Annotated in this window: 15 protein-coding genes and 1 riboswitch; all 15 genes read left to right on the top strand. The window is 29.0% G+C overall.

Annotated elements, in window-relative coordinates:
- The first annotated feature begins 13 nt into the window (after positions 1-13).
- The 15 genes from fusA (at position 14) to EXC51_RS01670 (ending at position 20,012) form a co-directional block, all read left to right on the top strand.
- Positions 14-2,104 carry an elongation factor G gene (gene fusA / locus EXC51_RS01740; protein ID WP_129620236.1) on the top strand — a complete coding sequence of 697 codons (2,091 nt, stop codon included), beginning with the start codon at positions 14-16 and terminating at the stop codon, positions 2,102-2,104.
- Positions 2,105-2,389: 285 nt separating this feature from the next.
- Positions 2,390-2,560: a hypothetical protein gene (locus tag EXC51_RS04210; RefSeq protein WP_223211648.1), complete on the top strand. Its 171-nt coding sequence runs from the start codon at positions 2,390-2,392 to the stop codon at positions 2,558-2,560.
- Positions 2,561-2,761: 201 nt separating this feature from the next.
- Positions 2,762-3,769: a hypothetical protein gene (locus tag EXC51_RS01730; protein WP_223211647.1), complete on the top strand. Its 1,008-nt coding sequence runs from the start codon at positions 2,762-2,764 to the stop codon at positions 3,767-3,769.
- A gap of 174 nt (positions 3,770-3,943) precedes the next feature.
- Positions 3,944-4,110, top strand: a riboswitch (Lysine riboswitch).
- 101 nt (positions 4,111-4,211) lie between these two features.
- The gene (gene pepF / locus EXC51_RS01725; protein WP_129620235.1) at positions 4,212-6,047 is read left to right on the top strand and encodes an oligoendopeptidase F; all 1,836 of its coding nucleotides are present in this window, start codon (positions 4,212-4,214) and stop codon (positions 6,045-6,047) included.
- A gap of 32 nt (positions 6,048-6,079) precedes the next feature.
- On the top strand, positions 6,080-8,962 hold the full coding sequence (locus EXC51_RS01720; protein ID WP_129620234.1) for an OppA family ABC transporter substrate-binding lipoprotein: 2,883 nt from the start codon (positions 6,080-6,082) through the stop codon (positions 8,960-8,962).
- Between the two features lie 72 nt (positions 8,963-9,034).
- A complete protein-coding gene (locus EXC51_RS01715) occupies positions 9,035-10,192 on the top strand; it encodes an ABC transporter permease (RefSeq protein WP_129620233.1) in 1,158 nt (385 codons plus the stop codon).
- A complete protein-coding gene (locus EXC51_RS01710; protein ID WP_129620232.1) occupies positions 10,192-11,616 on the top strand; it encodes an ABC transporter permease in 1,425 nt (474 codons plus the stop codon). The genes EXC51_RS01715 and EXC51_RS01710 overlap by 1 nt, the downstream gene beginning before the upstream one ends.
- A complete protein-coding gene (locus EXC51_RS01705) occupies positions 11,579-12,682 on the top strand; it encodes an ABC transporter ATP-binding protein (RefSeq protein ID WP_129620231.1) in 1,104 nt (367 codons plus the stop codon). Before EXC51_RS01710 ends, EXC51_RS01705 begins: the two co-directional genes overlap by 38 nt.
- The gene (locus EXC51_RS01700; RefSeq protein ID WP_129620230.1) at positions 12,669-15,125 is read left to right on the top strand and encodes an ATP-binding cassette domain-containing protein; all 2,457 of its coding nucleotides are present in this window, start codon (positions 12,669-12,671) and stop codon (positions 15,123-15,125) included. Before EXC51_RS01705 ends, EXC51_RS01700 begins: the two co-directional genes overlap by 14 nt.
- A gap of 5 nt (positions 15,126-15,130) precedes the next feature.
- On the top strand, positions 15,131-15,577 hold the full coding sequence (locus tag EXC51_RS01695; RefSeq protein WP_129620229.1) for a hypothetical protein: 447 nt from the start codon (positions 15,131-15,133) through the stop codon (positions 15,575-15,577).
- 214 nt (positions 15,578-15,791) lie between these two features.
- Positions 15,792-16,493, top strand: a complete 702-nt coding sequence (gene deoD, locus EXC51_RS01690) for a purine-nucleoside phosphorylase (protein WP_129620228.1) — start codon at positions 15,792-15,794, stop codon at positions 16,491-16,493.
- A 1-nt stretch (position 16,494) separates the two neighbouring features.
- Positions 16,495-17,790, top strand: a complete 1,296-nt coding sequence (locus EXC51_RS01685) for a pyrimidine-nucleoside phosphorylase (RefSeq protein WP_129620227.1) — start codon at positions 16,495-16,497, stop codon at positions 17,788-17,790.
- 15 nt (positions 17,791-17,805) lie between these two features.
- Entirely contained in the window at positions 17,806-18,468 is a 663-nt protein-coding gene (gene deoC, locus EXC51_RS01680; RefSeq protein ID WP_129620226.1) for a deoxyribose-phosphate aldolase, read from the top strand.
- Between the two features lie 196 nt (positions 18,469-18,664).
- The gene (locus tag EXC51_RS01675) at positions 18,665-19,270 is read left to right on the top strand and encodes a hypothetical protein (RefSeq protein ID WP_129620225.1); all 606 of its coding nucleotides are present in this window, start codon (positions 18,665-18,667) and stop codon (positions 19,268-19,270) included.
- 253 nt (positions 19,271-19,523) lie between these two features.
- Positions 19,524-20,012, top strand: a complete 489-nt coding sequence (locus EXC51_RS01670; RefSeq protein ID WP_129620224.1) for a hypothetical protein — start codon at positions 19,524-19,526, stop codon at positions 20,010-20,012.
- The last annotated feature ends 200 nt before the right edge of the window (positions 20,013-20,212 follow it).

Raw genomic sequence — 20,212 nt, 5'->3', positions numbered from 1 at the left:
TTAGGGTTTTATTATGGCTAGAGATTATCAATTAAAAGATTACCGTAACATCGGAATTATGGCCCACATTGATGCAGGGAAAACTACTACTACAGAAAGAATTTTATTCCACACAGGTAAAATTCACAAAATTGGTGAAACACACGATGGAGCTAGTCAAATGGACTGAATGGCTCAAGAACAAGAACGTGGAATCACAATTACTTCAGCTGCTACAACAGCATTCTGAAAAGGAAAAAGAATTAACATTATCGACACACCAGGACACGTTGACTTCACAGTTGAGGTTGAACGTTCATTACGTGTATTAGATGGTGCTGTTGCTGTTTTAGATGCTCAATCAGGAGTTGAGCCTCAAACAGAAACTGTTTGAAGACAAGCAACAAACTACAAAGTTCCACGTATTGTTTATGTAAACAAAATGGATAAAGCTGGTGTTGACTTTGCAGCTTCAGTTGCTTCAGTTAAAAGCCGTTTAGGTGGAAATGCAGTTGCTATCCAATGACCAATTGGTGCTGAATCAGATTTCAAAGGACTTGTAGACCTTGTTACATTACAAGCTTACACATACAATGGAGAAGCTCAAGAAGAAGAATTTCCAACAGAAATTCCTGCTGATTTAAAAGATATTGTTGTTGAAAAACGTCAAGAACTTTTAGAAGCAGTTGCTAACTTTGATGAAGAACTTATGATGAGAGTTCTTGAAGGTGAAGAAATTTCTGAAGAAGAATTTAAAGATGCAATTAGAAAAGCTACTTTAACTTCAGAATTCTTCCCAGTTGTTTGTGGTACATCATTTAAAAACAAAGGTGTTAAGAAAATGATCGACGCTGTTGTTGATTACCTTCCATCACCAGTTGATGTTCCAGCAATTAAAGCTCACTTAGGTGATGAAGAAGTTAGTGTTGAAGCTACAGATGAAGGGGATTTTGCTGCTCTTGCATTCAAAGTTATGAATGACCCATACGTAGGAAGCTTAACATTCTTCCGTGTATACCGTGGAGTTTTAGAAAAAGGAAGCTACGTATACAACTCAACAAAAGAACAAAAAGAACGTATTGGACGTTTATTACAAATGCACGCAAACAGCCGTGTGGAAATCGATGAATGTCGTGCAGGAGATATCGCAGCTGCTGTTGGTCTTAAATATACAACAACAGGTGATACTCTTATTGCTGAAAAAACACCTAAAATTGTTCTTGAAAAAATGGTTTTCCCAGAACCAGTTATTTCACAAGCTCTTGAACCAGAATCAAAAGCTGCAACAGAAAAACTTTCACTTGGACTTCAAAAACTTGCAGCAGAAGATCCTACATTCAGAACTTACACAGACGAAGAAACAGGACAAACAATTATTGCCGGAATGGGTGAATTACACCTTGACATTATTGTAGACCGTCTTAAAAGAGAATTCGGTGTTCAAGCTAAAGTTGGAGCACCTCAAGTTTCATACCGTGAAACAATTACAAAAACAGCTGATGTTGAAGGTAAATACATCAAACAATCTGGAGGGAAAGGGCAATACGGACACGTATGAATTAAATTTGAACCTAACCCAGATCAAGGATTTGAATTCGTTGATAAAATTGTTGGTGGAAAAATTCCTAAAGAATACATTAAATCAATTCAAAAAGGTCTTGAAGACAAAATGGCAGCAGGTATTTTAGCTGGATACCCAATGATCGACGTTAAAGCTACATTATTTGATGGATCATACCACGACGTCGATTCATCTGAAATGGCTTATAAAATTGCTGCTTCTAAAGCTCTTACAAAAGCTAAAGACCAAATTGGTACAGTATTACTTGAACCAATTATGGACGTTTCAGTAGTTGTTCCAAACGACCACATCGGGGATGTTATTGGTGATTTATCACGTCGTAGAGGACTTGTTAACGACCAAGAACAAAGAAACGATGGATCAACAAACGTTCGTGCTATGGTACCTCTTTCAGAAATGTTCGGTTACTCAACAGAACTTAGATCTATGACAAGTGGACGTGGAACATACCAAATGCAATTTGACCACTATGAAAAATGTCCAAACAGTATTGCTGATCCAATTATTAAACGTAGAAACGTTCAAGACAAAGACGAAGATTAATAATTTATAAAATCACCCTATGGGTGATTTTTTCTTCAAAAATTTGATAAAAAATCACATAAAGTGCTAATCTTAAATAGCAATACATATGCAGGATACACCCTGAGTTTCCAAGTTACAATCTTTCAAAAAAACGAATACATCTACCTTATAGTTGTATTCGTTTTTTTGTCTTAAAAATTACTAGAACTATTTCTCTAGTATGTTGTAAAAATCATATAAATTAGAAAAATCACGCGCGAATTTTAAACGCGTGATTTTTTGTGTACATAGTGTAAAATAATAATGTTAATTTGAGATCCTAAAAGCAATGTTTCAAGGAAACTTTTTAAAACTTGAAGTGAAAAATATCAAAGTCAAATTCACATTACTAAATCGGGGCCTAATGATAGTTTCATTGAAATTACAGATGCAAAAGTTTCAAAAGGATTTACTAAAAAACTTTTTGCCGCATAAATTAATAATTCAAAGGTTAAAACAGTTCATATTGGCGATTAAATGAATGATTCTACTGCTGTTGGACAACTTGATTAAGTGATTTTAATGAAAAATGGATCAGAAGAGTTTAACAAACTAGCAAATATTGTTAGTGAATTTAATAATAAAGATGGAGGTATAATCAATACAATTAAAAAGTATTGTTTTTAAAATTAAGAAATGAAAAAAATTACAAAATATTTACTTTGATCAATTGGATCAATTTCCGTCTCTGCTACATTAGCTGGATTAACATATTATTTACTTAATAGAAAAAAAGAGCCTATGTATAAAAGTCCGATTAAAGATGTGTTTAATTTAGAAAAAATGACTATTTTTTATAATAGAAAAATACCAAAAAACATTGAATCACATTATTATATTGTGAATCTTTATAAAAAATCATTATTTCAAAAAGATAGCATAGAAAAAGAAATGTTTAAATTATTTACATTTAGTGATTTATCAAAAGTACCGATTGTTATATTTGACAATTATTTATATACATTTTCTTTTAATGAAAATATGAAAAAAGAAAGTTTTATAAATGATATTAAAAGTTATTTATCGAAGAATTTAGACGATGAAAATAATTTTTTTACTATTAAAAACTTTGGAGGAATAACGATAAATGATATAGCAAATATGAATATAAAAATTTATGTTGCATTAAAAGAATTGGGTCTTAAAAATATACTTGATGAATTTGATTTTTTAAACAAATTAAATTATCTGAAAAATTATCTTTTAAAATGAATTAGAGAAACAAGAGATGAATATGAAATAAAAAGAAGTTTAGAGTTTATTTTAAAAATAAAATTAATTTTAAATGATAAATCATTAAATTCAGAAGAGAAAAAATATTTAAGCGAGATAGAAAATGAGATTTTAAAAGAGATAGAATCAGTAAAAAATTTAAGCGTTTCGCAATTAGAATTCATATGAGAGTTTTTGGAAATATTTAAGTTTTATGATTTTAAAACCAAAGAAGATATTGTAGTTATTATAAGAAATAAATATAGTAATATATTCGACAATATATTAAATAAGATGGAACCTAGATATATTTTTATGTTTTATACTTTTTTTAAAGAAGAATTCAATTCTATTGATAATGAGAATAAAAGAATGTTTTTTGAAAAATATTTAGAAAAAATAAATGTTTTTTCTAATTCACAACAAAAATAAAAAACAAAAAATTTTGTCTTTTGTTAAAAATGTGTTATCATTCTTGCATGAAAAAACAGATCAATGTAGTTATTTTTAACAACATTATTAGCATGATTGTTCGTTCAATTATGTAATTTTGTTGTTAATCTGTTTTCTAGCAGGTTAGCAAAAACCTGCTAAACTAGATTATATTTGTACTATAGAGGAGCTTTTAGCATTAGTACATAGTGGAGCAGGCATGCCGGGAAACTATGGAAAGGGTATAAAAGCCGAAATCTTAGCAAAGGCATTTGCTTTGGTTGATAAAGGGTCTTAATCGAGCTTTATTCTTTGACGCATTCATTGGTGCTATAGATACACAAATTTGTTAATTATTAATAATTAAAAAACAAGTTTTGTGAATTTATAGTAAATTCTACAAGGCTTGTTTTTTCTAATTCGTTATTGTGAAGGGAGGATAATGGAAGCTAAACAATACAAAAACTATCAGGATATACCTAAAAAGTATCGCTGAAATTTAGAAGCTATCTTAGAAAATAAAACTTATCAGTATTGAGTTGATAAATACAAAGAGCTTTGAGAGCAAAAAATTGCTATTAAAGATTCTAAATTCGAAAACTTAGCTAGTTATACAAAAGGCCTTAAGTTAGAAGAAGAATTAACTTTAGTGACTTTTAAGCTCCATAATTACTTATCAAACAATCTTAATACTAATTTAGTAGGTCCTAAATTTAATAAGCTCCAACAAGAATTTGATTTTCTAACTCAAGCATTTGTATCAAGATTTGGATCAGAAGAAAATAGAATTTATGCTCATAAAGACAAAATATGAGATTGAAAAGAAAAACCAGAACTTAAGATCTACAAGCGCTATTTAACTGATTTACTTGATTCATTTACTCATAAGCTTAGTGATGATGTTGAAGAATATATCAAAAAAACTTCTTTTGGTAAAGCTAATTTAAATAAGATTTTTAGCATTTTAACCAACAGCGAACTTGATTTTGGAACTATTGAGCTATCTAAAAACAAGAAAGTTAAATTAAATCCAACTAATCGCTTAAAGCTTCTTAAGCATCAAAACAAAGATGTTAGAAAGCAAGCTTATCAAAACTTCTTAAAAGGTTATATTAAGCATAAAAATTCTTTATCAGAAGTTTTATATCAACACTTTAAAGATTTAGCAACAGAAGCAAATGTTCGTAAGTATGATTCAGTAATTTCAATGCTTACTTATGAAGATAAAGTTTCTGATGCATTATTAAATAAATTGTTTTCTCAAGTTCAAATAAATAAAAAGGTGCTCCTTAGATATAAACACTGATATAAGAAGTTTTATAAAGCAAAATTTGGAGAAAAAATTCAAATTTGAGATTGAAGTAGAGATTTAATTACTGTAGATTCAGATTATAGCGTTGAAAAAGCTAAAGAGCTAGTTGAAAATGCACTTAAGCCTTTTGGAAGTGAGTATATGAATCAAATTCACAAAGCTTTAAATGAAAACTGAGTAGATTTTATGAGTGCAGATTCTAAGCGTGGTGGAGCTTATAGCATTGGATCATCTTACGGGATTGATAAAAAATATATCTTAATGAATTTTAATGGTCAATTACGCGGAGTGGAAACTTTAGCCCATGAGCTTGGGCACTCAATGCATTCATATTATTCAGATACTCGTCAGGATCTTATTAACAGTCAATATCCAATTTTCTTAGCTGAAATTGCATCGATTTTTAACGAGTTAATGCTTTATGATTATCTCCTTCAACAATCAGATAATGACAAGTTAAAATTTAGCATTTTAACAAGTATGATTAATGGTTTTATAGCAACTGTGATGAGACAAGTTGAGTGAGCAAATTACGAATATGATTTATATAGGGGTATTGAACAAGGAACTCTTTCAAGTAGTTTTGATTCGCTTAGCAAACTTTATTATCAAAACTCCTTAAAATACACACTCGAAAGAAATGTTAAGCACAATGATGAAACAACGATTTTCTCAATTTACGTACCGCACTTTTATTACGGATTTTACGTATATAAATATGCAATTGGACAATTAGTTGCTAGCTATTTCTTTGCACAATATAAAACCAAAGGCACTATTGCTTTAGAAAATTACATTGATAATTTCTTAAGTGCTGGAAATAGCGATTACCCAATTGAAATACTGAAAAAAGTAGGTGTAAATTTAGAAGATGATCAATTTTATAAACAAGGATTTGACTATGTGGAAAAGTTAATTGATCAATGAGTCAAATTAGGTAAAAAAATATTTAAATTTAATAAGTAAAGAAAAAGAAAAGATAAAAAGGAAGAATTAAAATGAAATTTAGAAAAAGGTTTTTACTTGGAACAGCAACAGTATTGGCGGTTCCTCTTACATCAGTTTTAGCTATTGCTTGTGGTGATACAACCAAAAGTTCACCATCAAATGGTGGAACAACAAATAATGGAAACGAAAATTCATCTAATATTCTTACATCAAGTTCATTAGTAACAAAAGTAAGTTATTTAACAGGTAATGATTCAAATTTATCAGCTTTTGCTAGACAAGGTACATATAAATCAATTACTAATGCTACATACAACTTAAAAGATTTTAGATGAGATCGTTCATGACTTTATGGAAGTAAAAGTGGTGCATATTTAGAAGATGGTACAACAGGTACACTTATTTCATTTAAAGCTATTGGACAAGCTCAATACAGTGAAACTACAGAAGTAAACGATGAAGGTATTGAAACTAAAACAATTAGAATTTCAAAACCTTCAGGTGAGGCAATGGTTTTTGAACACGCTGATGCAATTATTATTACAACTAACGATGGTGTAGAACATGTTTATGATTCTGATGAAGCGGAAGTTATTCCTGCACCCGAATTAGATGGTAAATATTATAATGAAACAGTTGTAACACTTACTTCAAATAACCCAAAATCAATTAACTCACTTTCTTTCCAAGAAAATTTACAAAATGCTAAAAAAGTTAGTTTTAGAGTTAGACAAGGTGCCAAATGAGTTGATAAAAATGGAAACGAAACACAATATAAAGTTTCAGCTTATGATTACTGAGCAGGTCTTGTAAGAACTTTATTATTCACAGGTCAATACCGTTTAAGTCACGGTGGAAAAGAATCTCTTGACGAAAAAATGAAAGGTCTTTTACATGCACCTGGAAAATTACTTGATAGTAAAACAAGTTATGGAAACTCATATCTTTTTGACTTATATAATGTAAATTTTGATCACTTAATTCAAAAAGATACAGCAGTAACTACAGATGCAGAAGGTAATACATATTTCAATATTGAAAAGAAAAACCTTGATGAAACAGCTTTATTTGGTGAGATTCTTAAAAATATTTATTCTACTTATGAATTTGCACCAATGCCTTATGAATATGTAAGTCAAAATCAAAATACTCCAGTTATTTCAACTGTAAAACCTACAAGCGGAGCTAATTCATTTGATACAGAAGCATATAAAACAGATATATTAAATGCTGAAGGACTTGCTAAAGAACTTGGATTTTACTGATATGGAACAACAATTCAAAATACCTTATTCTCAGGTAAATACTATGGAATTCCATATAATGGTGATACTTTAATTGAAGAAATTAGAATTAATAGACACTATTCAAATAAAGAATTCTTAAAAGATAAACAAAATGTTCTTGTTTTCCAAGAACAATATCAATCAGGTGAAGTTGATCAAGATGCATTTATTCAAACCTCTTATAACGCATATACTTCTGGAGATAATGCGAGTTTAAATTACTCTGCGTTACCAAAAAACCTTAAAGATCAAGTAGATCAAAATAAACAAAAATACGGAATGTCTTATGTTAAAGTTTTAAACAAAGATGTTTATGCAAAAACTAAAATTAACTTAATGGTACCTTCACTTCCAGATGGACACAATACTGGAAAATACAATTTTGATAATTTAGTGTCTCAATTATTATACGGACATTCACTTAGTGATGTTTATACATCTACAGATGTTGTTAAAAATTACTCAACTGGTATTTCAATTGAATTTAGAACTATTTTACCAGCAGCAATTAATTGAGAACCTGTTGTTAACGATTTAACACCAAATAGACCAAGTTCACCATGACTTTCACCTTTAGCACCAGATGCTGCAATTAAAGAAGATTTTAACGATCATTCACTTGCAGAAAATAACTTGAGAGCTAATGCTGAAGCACTTAATACATTATTTGTTGTTGATTCACAAACAGGTGCAAAAGTTGATTTAGGTGGACAAATTGGTACAGAAATTTCTCAATCAGAAAACTCAAGTCTTGATAAAAATGAAGATGATAAATATAAATCATCTGCGTTCGAACTATTATCAGAAAGAATGACAGCATTATTAGATAGATTATATACACAAACAAACACTCCAGAATCTACAAGAGTAAATATTCCTTACTTCTATAGATACATCAACCCTAATCCACCAATTTTAATGACATTCCGAAAATTAGCTAATACAATGAACGCTCTTGATAAAAAAGGAAGATTAAACATTAGTTTTGATTACTCACAAAATGCAGATGGCTGAAGAGCTCATTGAGGATCAGGAAGTTTTGAAACTGTTACTGGATGAGGATATGACTATAAAACTATTGGTTCTGGTATAGATGGAATTGGTACTCAATCACAATTACTAAACCTTTTTGCTCAACTTTCTACAGATTCTGAATTAGCACAAAAATTTGGAAGTGCTTTTCCACGTTTAGTTGAAGCTGCTAAAGAATTTAAAGCTTATGTTGAAAAAATTGAATCTGAAGGAGCTTTACTTAGCATTCCTTTTGCGGATTGAGCAATATTAAGTCCGACATTACTTAGTGATTTTCAACACGCTTTAGGATCAGAAAAATTAAACGAAGCTAAAAATGCTTATGTAGCCTTATCAGTAGAAGAAAAAGCAAATGGAAGGTATTTAACAGTTGCGGATATAACATCTAAATTCTGATTAAACTACAACAACTCACCTAGTGTAACTAAAAAATCATTATTAGAATTAGCAAATGAATTAGTTGTGTACTTTGGATTTACTTTTGATGCCGCAACAACAATTGGTAAAAACAACTTTACCCCAACTGTTTCAAACCCAAGTTACATTAAACCTCAAACAAACTTTGACTTCTTAGACTTTGGTTGAATTAAATTAGGAGAAGAAAAATTATCTTAATATAACTAATCAAACAATAAACAAACAGCAAAACTGTTTGTTTATTGTTTGATTTATGAAAGAAAGGAAATTATGTTTAAATATCTTTCCCAGAGAATTTTACTTGCAATTTTAACATTAATTATTATTGTTTTAGTTGTATACCTTTCTGTGGCGATATTTGCTGAAAACCCCTTTGTTAGACAACTTACTGTGTCAGCGGGGGATAAGAAAGCTTTAACAGAGAGTCAAATTAGAGATTTATTTGAAAAATCAAAAGCTTTCCATTTAACTCCAGCAAATCTTGAGTTTGCAGAACACAAAAAAGACTGAATCTATTTTAAAGTAAGTCCATTTGTCCGTTTAGGATATTGATTTAAAGACATTTTTAACAAAGAATATCCTTTTGGTAATGTATTTGATCAAAACGTCTTTTCAGGGTCAAATGCAAAAAATATACCTGACCTTTTCTTTAAATACATTAAGTTTTCAATTATCATTACATTACCTTCATTTATTATTAGTGCAATTTTAGGTATAGCACTTGGAATTGTTGCTGGATATAAAAGAGGTACAACATTTGATATCTTTGTTAATTTCTTCTCTCTTGTTTTTATAGCATTACCTTCATTTATTGTTGCTCCTATTTTTATTTCAATTTTGTTGAACTTTAACATTCCGCCTATTTTCCAAAACCCATCCAATGAAGAAGTTATTAAGGCTATGGGATGAGGAAAAATAATCTTATCTTGATTACCACCAATATTCATTATTGTGCTTGGTTCTCTTTCTGGATATATTTCATATGCACGTAACCAAGTTGTTACCGTTCTTACATCTAATTATGTGTTAATAGCAAAATCAAAAGGTTTAAGTAGAAGTGAAATTTTCTTCAAATATGTTTTAAGAAACATTTCTATTCCACTTGCTGCCTTAATTATTCCTTCATATATAGGTCTTTTATCTGGTGGTATTGTTATTGAAACATATTGACAAGTTCCAGGGACTTCAAAAGTTTTATCACAAGCGTTTCCAACTGGAGAAATTAACTTAATTATGTTTTCAACTTTCTTCTTTACCACATTAGGATTATTTACAACAATTCTTGTTGATGTTGTTTATACAATTTTAGACCCAAGAATTAAATACGGAACAACTTCAAAATACAATTTAAGAACTTGATTTACAGCAACATTAGAAAGAAATAAACAATTTAAAGAATTAAATGAATTAGCTAAAGGAGGTAATTAATGAGTACAAGAGAATTTAATCGCAAATACGGACTAAACATTAATGCCAACTCTAATGATTTATTTAAAAGAGTTTCTAATTCAGGAAATAATTTTGTTAATGTTGCAGGAAAACCTAAAAAAATATTAATTGAGATTCTCAAGAGATTTTTCACAAACTGAGCAGCTGTTGCTTGTACAATTATTTTCATTATTATTTTAATTTTATCTATTGTTTCTACTTTATCAAGCATGCATGATTCCACTAAAAGTATTAGTGATACAATGTTTTTCAATGTGCCAGAATGAGATAGCTCAACTAACTCTTTAAAAGTAGATTCAAACGGAAACCTTTCATTTATTACAATGAAAGGTTCTCCATATGTAAAATACTTACCACCTTCATATAATCACTGAACATCGAAGACTTTATTTATTTCTGATGAAGATTACGGTAAATATATCAATGCATTTAAAAATGATTATTTTGGTGTTCTTTATAATGATTACATTAAATCCTCAAAAGATCCAGGATCAGCTATTAAAATTATTACAAAAACAATGATTCAAGCGAACGGAAAAGCTATCGAGTCAAAAGAAGTTCAACTTAATACATATCAATTCTATAGAGCTATGAATCTTTATATTTTCCTTGGCTCAATCTTTAAAGGTGTTGATTTAAATGCAGCTGGTGTTAGTCAAAACCAAATTAGAGAAATAATTGCTCAAATTGAAAAATTAAATCCAAGTAACCCTAACTTATACCCTAATTCAATTTTAGGAACAAATGAATTAGGAATTGATATTTGAACTTCTTCATGAGTTGGAACTTGAAATGCAATTAAATTAGCCTTAATTATCGCTACTATCCAAACAATTATCGGAGTTGCAGTAGGGTGTTATTTAGGTTTCCATGTTGGTTCATGAATTGATACAATTATTATGAGATTAATTGAAATCTTTGTTGCCCCTCCTGCTCTTATTTGATTACTTTTATTTGCTTCGACATTTGGAACAAGTGATTGAACACTTATTTTTGCTTTAGTATTTACCGGATGAACAGGAGCTGTGGGTGGAACAAGATTGTTCATAATCACAGTTAAAGATTCTGAATTTATTACAGCAAGTAAATCAGTTGGAGCTTCAAAAACAAGATTAATTTACAAACATGCTTTACCAGCAATTATTGGTAAAATTGCAAATAGTTATGTTTCACGAATTCCAGGAATCATTATGTCTATTTCATCACTTGCATTCTTAGGGTTCTTTAAAGGGGATAATACAAACTTAGGAGCATTGCTTGTTAGTGCTGCTTCACAAGCTGGAACAAACTTCTGAATTTTACTTTTACCTTCAGTTATTTTATTATCAATATCAGTATCACTTCACTTTATGGCAATCGGACTTCATGATGCTCTTGACCCAAGAGTTATTAAAGTTAAATAAAAGGAGAATTATGTCAGAAACATTATTAAAAGTTAAGAACTTAAAAGTCAACTTTAAAACTGGTAAGAAAAAGTTTGTGACAATAGTTCGTGGAGTAGATTTACACATCAAAAAAGGTCAAATTGTTGGTCTTGTTGGTGAATCTGGAAGTGGTAAGACTGTTACATCTAAATCTCTTTTAAACATTAATGATAATGCATTAGTTTCAGCAGATTTAATGACTGTCGATGGTATTGATTTAACCCAATCAAACAAAGAAAAGTTTTGACAAACAATTAGAGGCCAAAAAATTGGTTACATTCCACAAGATCCTTTAACTTCTTTAAATCCAACTAGAAAAATCGGAAAACAATTATTAGATGCTTTAAATAAAAACGAAGATTGAAAAGATAAAAAACTAGTTGAAAAACGCCAATACTTAGTAGGTTTACTTGAAAAATTCGGAATTAGAAACGCTGATAAAATTTTCGATATGTACCCACACACATTAAGTGGTGGGATGAAACAACGTGTTGTAATTACAATGGTTGTAGCTTTAAAACCAAAGTTAATTATTGCTGATGAACCTACAACTGCACTTGATCCTACTGTTCAAGCATCAGTTTTAGCGCTTTTTGAACAAATTCGTCAAGACATGAATATTTCAATTATTTTTATTAGCCACAACATTTCCGTTGTTGCAAAATTATGTGATTATATTTATGTCATGTATGCTGGAAAAATTGTAGAAAAAGGAACAAAAAAAGATATTTTCGCTCACCCAGCACACCCTTATACATGAGCTTTAATTTCTGCTATTCCTGAAAACAAAGAAGATCGTTTATATTCAATTAAAGGAACTCCACCAGATATGTCTAATTTACCACTTGGTGATGCTTTTGCACCAAGAAATGATTATGCACTTGAAATTGACTTTATAAAAGAACCGCCTCTTTTCGAAATAAGTGAGACACATGCAGCTGCAACATGACTTTTACACCCTGAAGCTCCTAAAGTTGAGCTTCCAGAAGAATTACAAAATAGATTAGCAAACTTTAGAAAGGTATTTAGTGATGAACAAAAATAAAGATGAATACATTTTAGAAATATCTAATCTAAAAAAATATTTTGTTAATGGTAGCATAGTAAATAAAGCAGTTGATAATGTTAGTTTCAATGTTAAAAAAGGTGAAATAGTAGGGTTAATTGGTGAATCTGGTAGTGGTAAAACTACTGTAGGTAGATCTCTTTTAAGACTTTATGATGATTTTAGTGGTTTTGTAACATTGCATAACCAAATTATTTCTGGAAAAAGAATTTCTAGAAAAAGAAGCAAATTCATGCATAAAAATATTCAAATGATCTTCCAAGATCCAATGGCTTCTTTAAATGGTCAAAACAACATTTACACTATTTTAAAAGAACCTCTTGTTGTAAATGGAATCATTAAAAATAAAATTAAAGATATCAGTAGTGATTGAACAAAAATTGCAGACAACTTTCACTATACTTTCTTAGAAGAAAGCTTAAAGTTAGAGTTGGAAAATATAAGAGTTGCTAACCGTCTTCTTAAACCTTTTGTTTCAAAGTGACAAAATGTTAAATTAGCAGATTTTTCTGCTTCCGAAAACACAGATGATCAATTTAATGCATATTTTGGTTTCCTTGAAGAAAGAGGAAAAATTAACTCTTTAATTGTTAATAGTTTTTATAAAAATATCGAACAATTAATTGCTCTTTATGATAATAAACAAAAAGATTTTAGAAACAATAATATTGATTTTGATGAAGTTGAATTAGAGCAAGCAAGAAATGAATATCAAAAACAAAAAAAATTAAGATTTAAAACAGAATTGTATTACGAAAATAAAGATCTTTTTATTGAAAGATTTAAAGATTTCAATAATGTTAGAACACAAAATAAAGACTTTAAAAATGTTACAAAAAATGCTTTAAGAAACTTCATACAAGAATTTAGAAATGAAGCAAATATTCACAAAAATGAAGCATATAGTTCATCATCAATTCCTTACTTCTTCCATCAATACAAGTTATATAAATTAAATTTATTTGTTAAAAAAGCAATTAAATCAAATTTAAGCAAATTACAATTCTTAAATTTAGAAGAACTTAAATCACTTGTGGCTGATTTACAAAATTACATTAATCATTTTTATAAAGATGAATTAATAGTTGATGAAACCAAAAAAGCAAGCATCAAAGAAATTGACAATATTATTAATAATAATTTTAAATTTGATTGAAATTCTTATATTTCAAAATCACAAGAAACTCGAGAAATTCAAAGAAATGCTTATAACGAAAACAAAAATTTAATGTTAGAAAGCTTTTCAAAAGTATTTAAAGAATTCTTTAAATTACCTAAACAAAACAAACAAGCTCTAACAGAAGCACGTCAAAAATTAGAACAAACTCAAAAGATTTTTGATTCAGAGTTAGAAAAATATATTAGTGAATATATTAAAAGAATTGAAAATTACAAAAAAGACATTGAAGAAGAAAAGAGAATTCAAAAAGAATATTTAAAATCAGAAAAAGAAGAAATGTACAAATTCTTAAATATTCACAATGAATTTAATGTCTTTTATAAAACAAACTTGATAGCTCCAATTAAAGTTAAATACAAAGAAATTCTTAACAAACGTAAATTGTTTGATTCTAAAATTGACTATACTAAAGCTAAAAATAAACTTAAAGAAGAATTAAAACAAAGGGAAATTGAATTAAAAGTATATAACACCACAGTTGCAGAAAAGATCGAAAACAATAAATCTTTTGAAATTGAATTGCGTTATCTTAATAAAGATATTAGCAATATAATGCTTCTTCTTGGTATTTCTCTATTTGATTTAAAATTCTATAACACTAAATTTAAATCTTTATTTAGAACATTAATAAGCAAGTACCGTAAATATAAATTAGCACAATTATTTACAAAAAATGCTATCTATAAAGCTTTAGAAGATGTTGGTTTATTAAAACAATTTGCTTACCGTTATCCACATGAATTTAGTGGTGGACAACGTCAAAGAATTGTAATTGCTCGTGCTTTAATCACTGAGCCTAGTGTTATTGTTGCCGATGAACCAATTGCTTCTCTTGATATTTCAATTCAAGCCCAAGTTGTTAACTTACTTAAAGACTTGTGTAAAGAGAAAAACATCGGTATGATTTTCATTGCTCATGACCTTTCAATGATTGAATATGTAGCTGATAGAGTGCAAATTATGCACCTTGGAAAAATTGTTGAATCTGGAGATACTAACAAAATTTACTCTAAGCCAGTGCATCCATATACCAACAATTTATTTAAAGCTATTCCTAAAATTTCAAATGCAAATGAAAAATTCAAAGATGTTACTTTTGAACTTTCATATCTTCAAGAGCAACAATTCCCTAATATACCTTTAGTTAAAGAAATTGAACCTGAACACTTTGTGTATGGAACTGAAGAGCAAATTGAAAAATGAACAAAAGATGAACATTTTAAAGCTTCTGCTTTAAAATAATAAGTATGAATAAAATTAAATCAAAACTTTACTTTGAACTAACTTCCAAACGCTTTTGAATTATTCAGCTCATTTTTGCTCTTTTTGGACTAACTCTTGGTTTATTATTTAAATTCGCAGCTAAACATTCTTATTTAACTGCTATTGCCGTAGCTACATTTATTGTCTTTTTAATTGATTTATTAATTTTGATTTTTAAATGAGGGTTTCTTGAAAGAACAATTCAAAAACTTAAAGAATCATTTGCTTCTACTGAGAAAGCTCGAAATGAGCTTAATTACAAAAAAATGAATGATGCTGAAAAAAGAGCTTTTGAAAGAATTCAAAAAGAAAAAGAGCTTAAAAAGCAAGCTAGAGCAAGTAAAGTAAAAACCAATTTTACCTTTTATTTCACATTGTTTATTTCATTAGCAGTTGCATTAATTTTTATTCCGCTTTCAACTTATGTGTAATAAAGTTAATTTTTGCAGCCGCTAGACAAAATCACTTTAACTTATCAAAAGTTAGAGTGATTTTTTATTTTTTGACAAAAATTGAGCAATAATTGCAAAAATATCAGTTGCAAAAGCCCATTTAGCAATCTTGGTGTCTAAAAGTGCTAAAATAATATAGGTATTATTTGAATATTTTAGTTATTCAATTTATTTTTTATTTTAAGGAGATAATATGACACCACACATTAATGCTAAAAAAGAAGAAATCGCTAAAACAGTAATTATGCCCGGAGATCCTTTAAGAGCAGAATTTATTGCTAAAACTTTTTTAGATCCTGGATACAAAAAAGTAAACACAGTTAGAAATATGTTTATGTTTACAGGTACATACAAAGGAAAACCAATTACAGTTGCTGGTTCAGGAATGGGATGTCCATCAATTGGAATTTATTCATATGAATTATTTAAATTCTATGATGTAGATAACATCATTAGAATTGGTTCAGCTGGTTCATATAAAGCTGATTTAGGGCTTTATGAAGTTGTGCTTGCAACCGAAGCTAAAGCTGACGCTGATGCATTTAGAAAACTTGTGCTAAATAAAGAAGGAACAGTTGCAAAACCTAGCGAAAAACTTAATGCAAGAATTGAAAAAGTTGCTAATGATTTAAATATCAAATTAAACAAAGGAAGAGTGCACTCATCAGATGTATTTTACTCAGCTGTACCACTTGAACAAAGAATTGCAGATACAGAAGCAATTTGTGTTGAAATGGAATCATATGCATTATTTAATAATGCTGAAGCAACAGGAAAAAATGCAGCCTGCTTATTAACAATTAGTGATAATTTAATTACACATGAAGAAACTTCTGCTCAAGAAAGACAAGAAGCGTTTACAAAAATGATGGAGATAGCTTTAAATTTAGCTTAATATGCGTGTAGTAGATATTATTGAGAAAAAAAGACTTAATAAAGAACTCACTAATGAAGAAATTAAGTTCTTAATTAATTCTTATGTATCTGGTGATACACCAGATTACCAAATGAGTGCCTTTTTAATGGCAGTTATGTTTAACTCTATGAATTCAAGAGAGATTGCAACAATGACTAAATATATGATGCAATCTGGAAAAATTATGGATCTTTCTGCAATTCCTGGAATCAAAGTTGACAAGCACTCAACAGGTGGAATCGGAGATAAAACTACTCTTGCAGTAGCTCCAATTGTTGCAGCTTGCGGAGCTCCAGTTGCTAAAATGAGTGGTAGAGGCCTTGCTCAAACTGGTGGAACTATTGATAAACTTGAATCAATTCCTGGTTTTAGCGTAGAACTTACTGAAGAACAATTTAAAAAACAAGTTACTGAGCATTTAATTGCAGTTATTGGACAAAGTAATGAACTTGTGCCAGCTGATAAAAAATTATATGCTTTAAGGGACGTTACTAGCACAGTTGAATCAATTCCGCTTATTGCTTCAAGCATTATGTCTAAAAAATTAGCCACAGGTGCAGATGCTATTTTACTTGATGTTAAATGTGGAAATGGTGCTTTTATGAAAGATTATGATTCAGCTAAAGCGCTTGCACAAACAATGATAAATATTGGGAAAGAACTTGGAGTAGATGTTAGAGCTGAAATTACCAATATGTCTCGTCCAATTGGTAGAGAAATTGGTAATAAAAACGAAGTTCTTGAAGCTATTGAAACTTTAAAAGGAAATGGTCCTGAAGATTTTAACACCCTTGTTTTTTCTAGCTGTGCAACAATTTTAGAGCAAGCTAAAATTGTAAGCAGTTATGAGGAAGGAATGGCTAAAGCTAAAGAAGCTGTATCTAATGGAAAAGCTTTAGATAAATTCTATGAATTTGTAGCAATTCAAAATGGTGATGTACAAGCACTTAAAGATCCTAGCTTCTGAAATCCTAAATACAAATTAGAAGTGAAAGCAACTAAAGAAGGGTATTTAGAAATTTTTGATGCTTTAACATTTGGGCTTGTTTCAATGAAACTTGGAGCCGGAAGAGCAACTAAAGCTGATAATTTAGATTTTGAAGCAGGAATTACTCTTAACAAAAAAACTAATGAAAAAGTAAGCATTGACGATGTGCTCTTCACTTTATATTCGTCAAAACCAATTCCAAATGAACTTGCTATAGAATTAGAAAGTAGTTATCGTTATAACTTAGAACCAATTGAAAATAAAGTTATTTTAGATCATTTAAAATAACATAAGGAGAAATACATGAATTACAATCAAATGATTGATCATACATATTTAAAGCCAGAGGCAACAAAAAAAGAAATTGACAAATTAATTGACGAAGCAAAAAAATACGAGTTTAAAACTGTTTGTGTTAACTCTTCATGAGTAAAATATGTTTCAGATAAATTAAAAGATAGCTCAGTTGGAATCACTTCAGTAGTTGGTTTCCCTCTTGGAGCTGGAATTACAGCTTCAAAAGCGCAAGAAGCTAAATTAGCTATTGATCATGGTGCTGATGAAATTGACATGGTTATTAACATTGGTCGTTTTAAAGAAGGTGACTATGAATATGTGCTTAATGACATTAAAAAAGTTAAAGAAGCTTGCGGAAATCACGTTTTAAAAGTTATCATTGAAACTGCACTTCTTAAAAAAGAAGAAATTATTAAAGCTACTGAACTTGTTATGAAATCAGGTGCAGAATTTATCAAAACTTCAACAGGATTTAGCTTCCGTGGAGCTTCACTTGAAGATGTTCAAATTATGAAAAGTGTTTGTGGAGATTCACTTTTAATCAAAGCAGCTGGTGGAATTAGTAATATGGACGATTTAATTGCTATGTATAATGCAGGAGCAACAAGATTTGGAACAAGTAGATCAGTTGCTATTGTGGAAGGACAAGAATCAAAAGGTGGATACTAATTAATACCTTCAAGCCTATTTATAGCAAATAAAGATTTAAACCACTTACCAAAAGGTACGTGGTTTTCTTTTAAATTTTTTGAATAATGCTTCAAAAAAGTAAAAAAATTATCCTAAGAGTCGTTTTTAAGCTTCAAAACACATTTATTAAATATAATATTTATGCATTAAGCAAGCAAATAAAAAGGAGTGGGAAATGGATGAAAAACAAATAGAACAAGTCAATTATTTATCACAATTATCTATATTAGGAACAAAATTAAAAAAGAAAGCCACAATTTCATTAATTTTACTTTTTGTTGCTTTTCCTATTTTAATCGGAATTTGTCTAGGGTTGTTTTTTGGTCTTTTTAATGGTGTTGCATTTTTTAATACTTTTTTAAAAAGCAAATATAAGTTTTCAAATGATATACTGCCTGAAATAATTACTTTATCAATTTTAGGATTTCTTTTATTTATGTGATTCATAACTTACATTATTGTATTAGTAATGTTATGCAGTCATATTAATCAAATTAAAAATACAGTTTATATGCATAATGATTTTCATTTTTATGAATTAGGAACAGCAAAAGCACTTATTTTATTATCTCTTTTACCCATAGGAACAATTTCATGAATTTTACTCCTTATTGGTTTAATAATCATTAGAAAAAAAGCAAGCTTTCTAGCATTCCAAACTATAATGATATTAACAGATTTAGCATCCCAAATAGATACTTCTCAATTCGATGACGACGATGACGATGAATTTTATGATGAAGATCTTGATGATTTAGATGAAGATGATGAATATTATTAGTAGTATAAAAAATTAAAAACAGATATTTATAAAACCGCAAGAGAAACACTTGTGGTTTTATAAATCTTTTAATTAAATTACATCTCTAAATAAATTTATTCAATTGTTTTAAAATGCTTACTAAAAATTTCTAGCAAACTAATAAAAAAGATTTTTTATGTGTATATTCAATTAATTCAATATAATAATATTGAATTCAAAGAATTCATTCAATTACAATCAAAAAAAGTTATAAAAAAATATGGAGGGGATTATGAATAACTTTGCTAATCCAGCTCAAGCAATATTTTTCTTAGCATCAAATTTAAAAAGAAAAATGACTGGAACTTTAATTTTCCACTTTGTGATTTTACCAATATTAGTAGGAGCTAGTTTTGCAATTTTACTGATTGGAGCAGGACCTGATTTTTTTGAAAAAATAGGAAAAAATAAAGATTACACTACAAGAGAACTTGTATGTGCTCTAATTGGTTATGGATTATTAATAGTTACAGGTATAACAAATTTTGTGATGTGAATATCTGCTATGGTTAAAATATCTTCTACTTGTAATCAAGTTAGAAACATTGCTCAAATGACAGGTAATTTTCAATTAGATATTTTAGGTTCAGCAAAAATACTTGTTTTATTCTCACTTCTTTTCTGACCTTTATATATTGTAGGCTTATTTATAGCTAGATCAAAAGCTTCACAATTAATGATGGTGACAGGAATGCAACAAGGTGGATATAACTCATTTTAACCTTAAACTTGATCAAAAGATCACATGAAATCCATGTGGTTTTTTATTTTTGAAAGTAAAATCAAGAGTTATAACTGTCCAGCATCATTCAAAAGTTGTTTTTAGAGGGATAAAAAAATGTCTTTTCGCAGCCCTTAAAAAATAAACTTTTTTATATATAATATAAAAGTAATTTATACATTTTAACAAATATTAATTTA

Origin of the sequence: Mycoplasmopsis gallinacea (assembly GCF_900660495.1) — a bacterium.
GTDB lineage: Bacteria > Bacillota_I > Bacilli_A > Mycoplasmatales > Metamycoplasmataceae > Mycoplasmopsis > Mycoplasmopsis gallinacea.
This window is presented reverse-complemented; position numbering and strand designations above follow the sequence as displayed.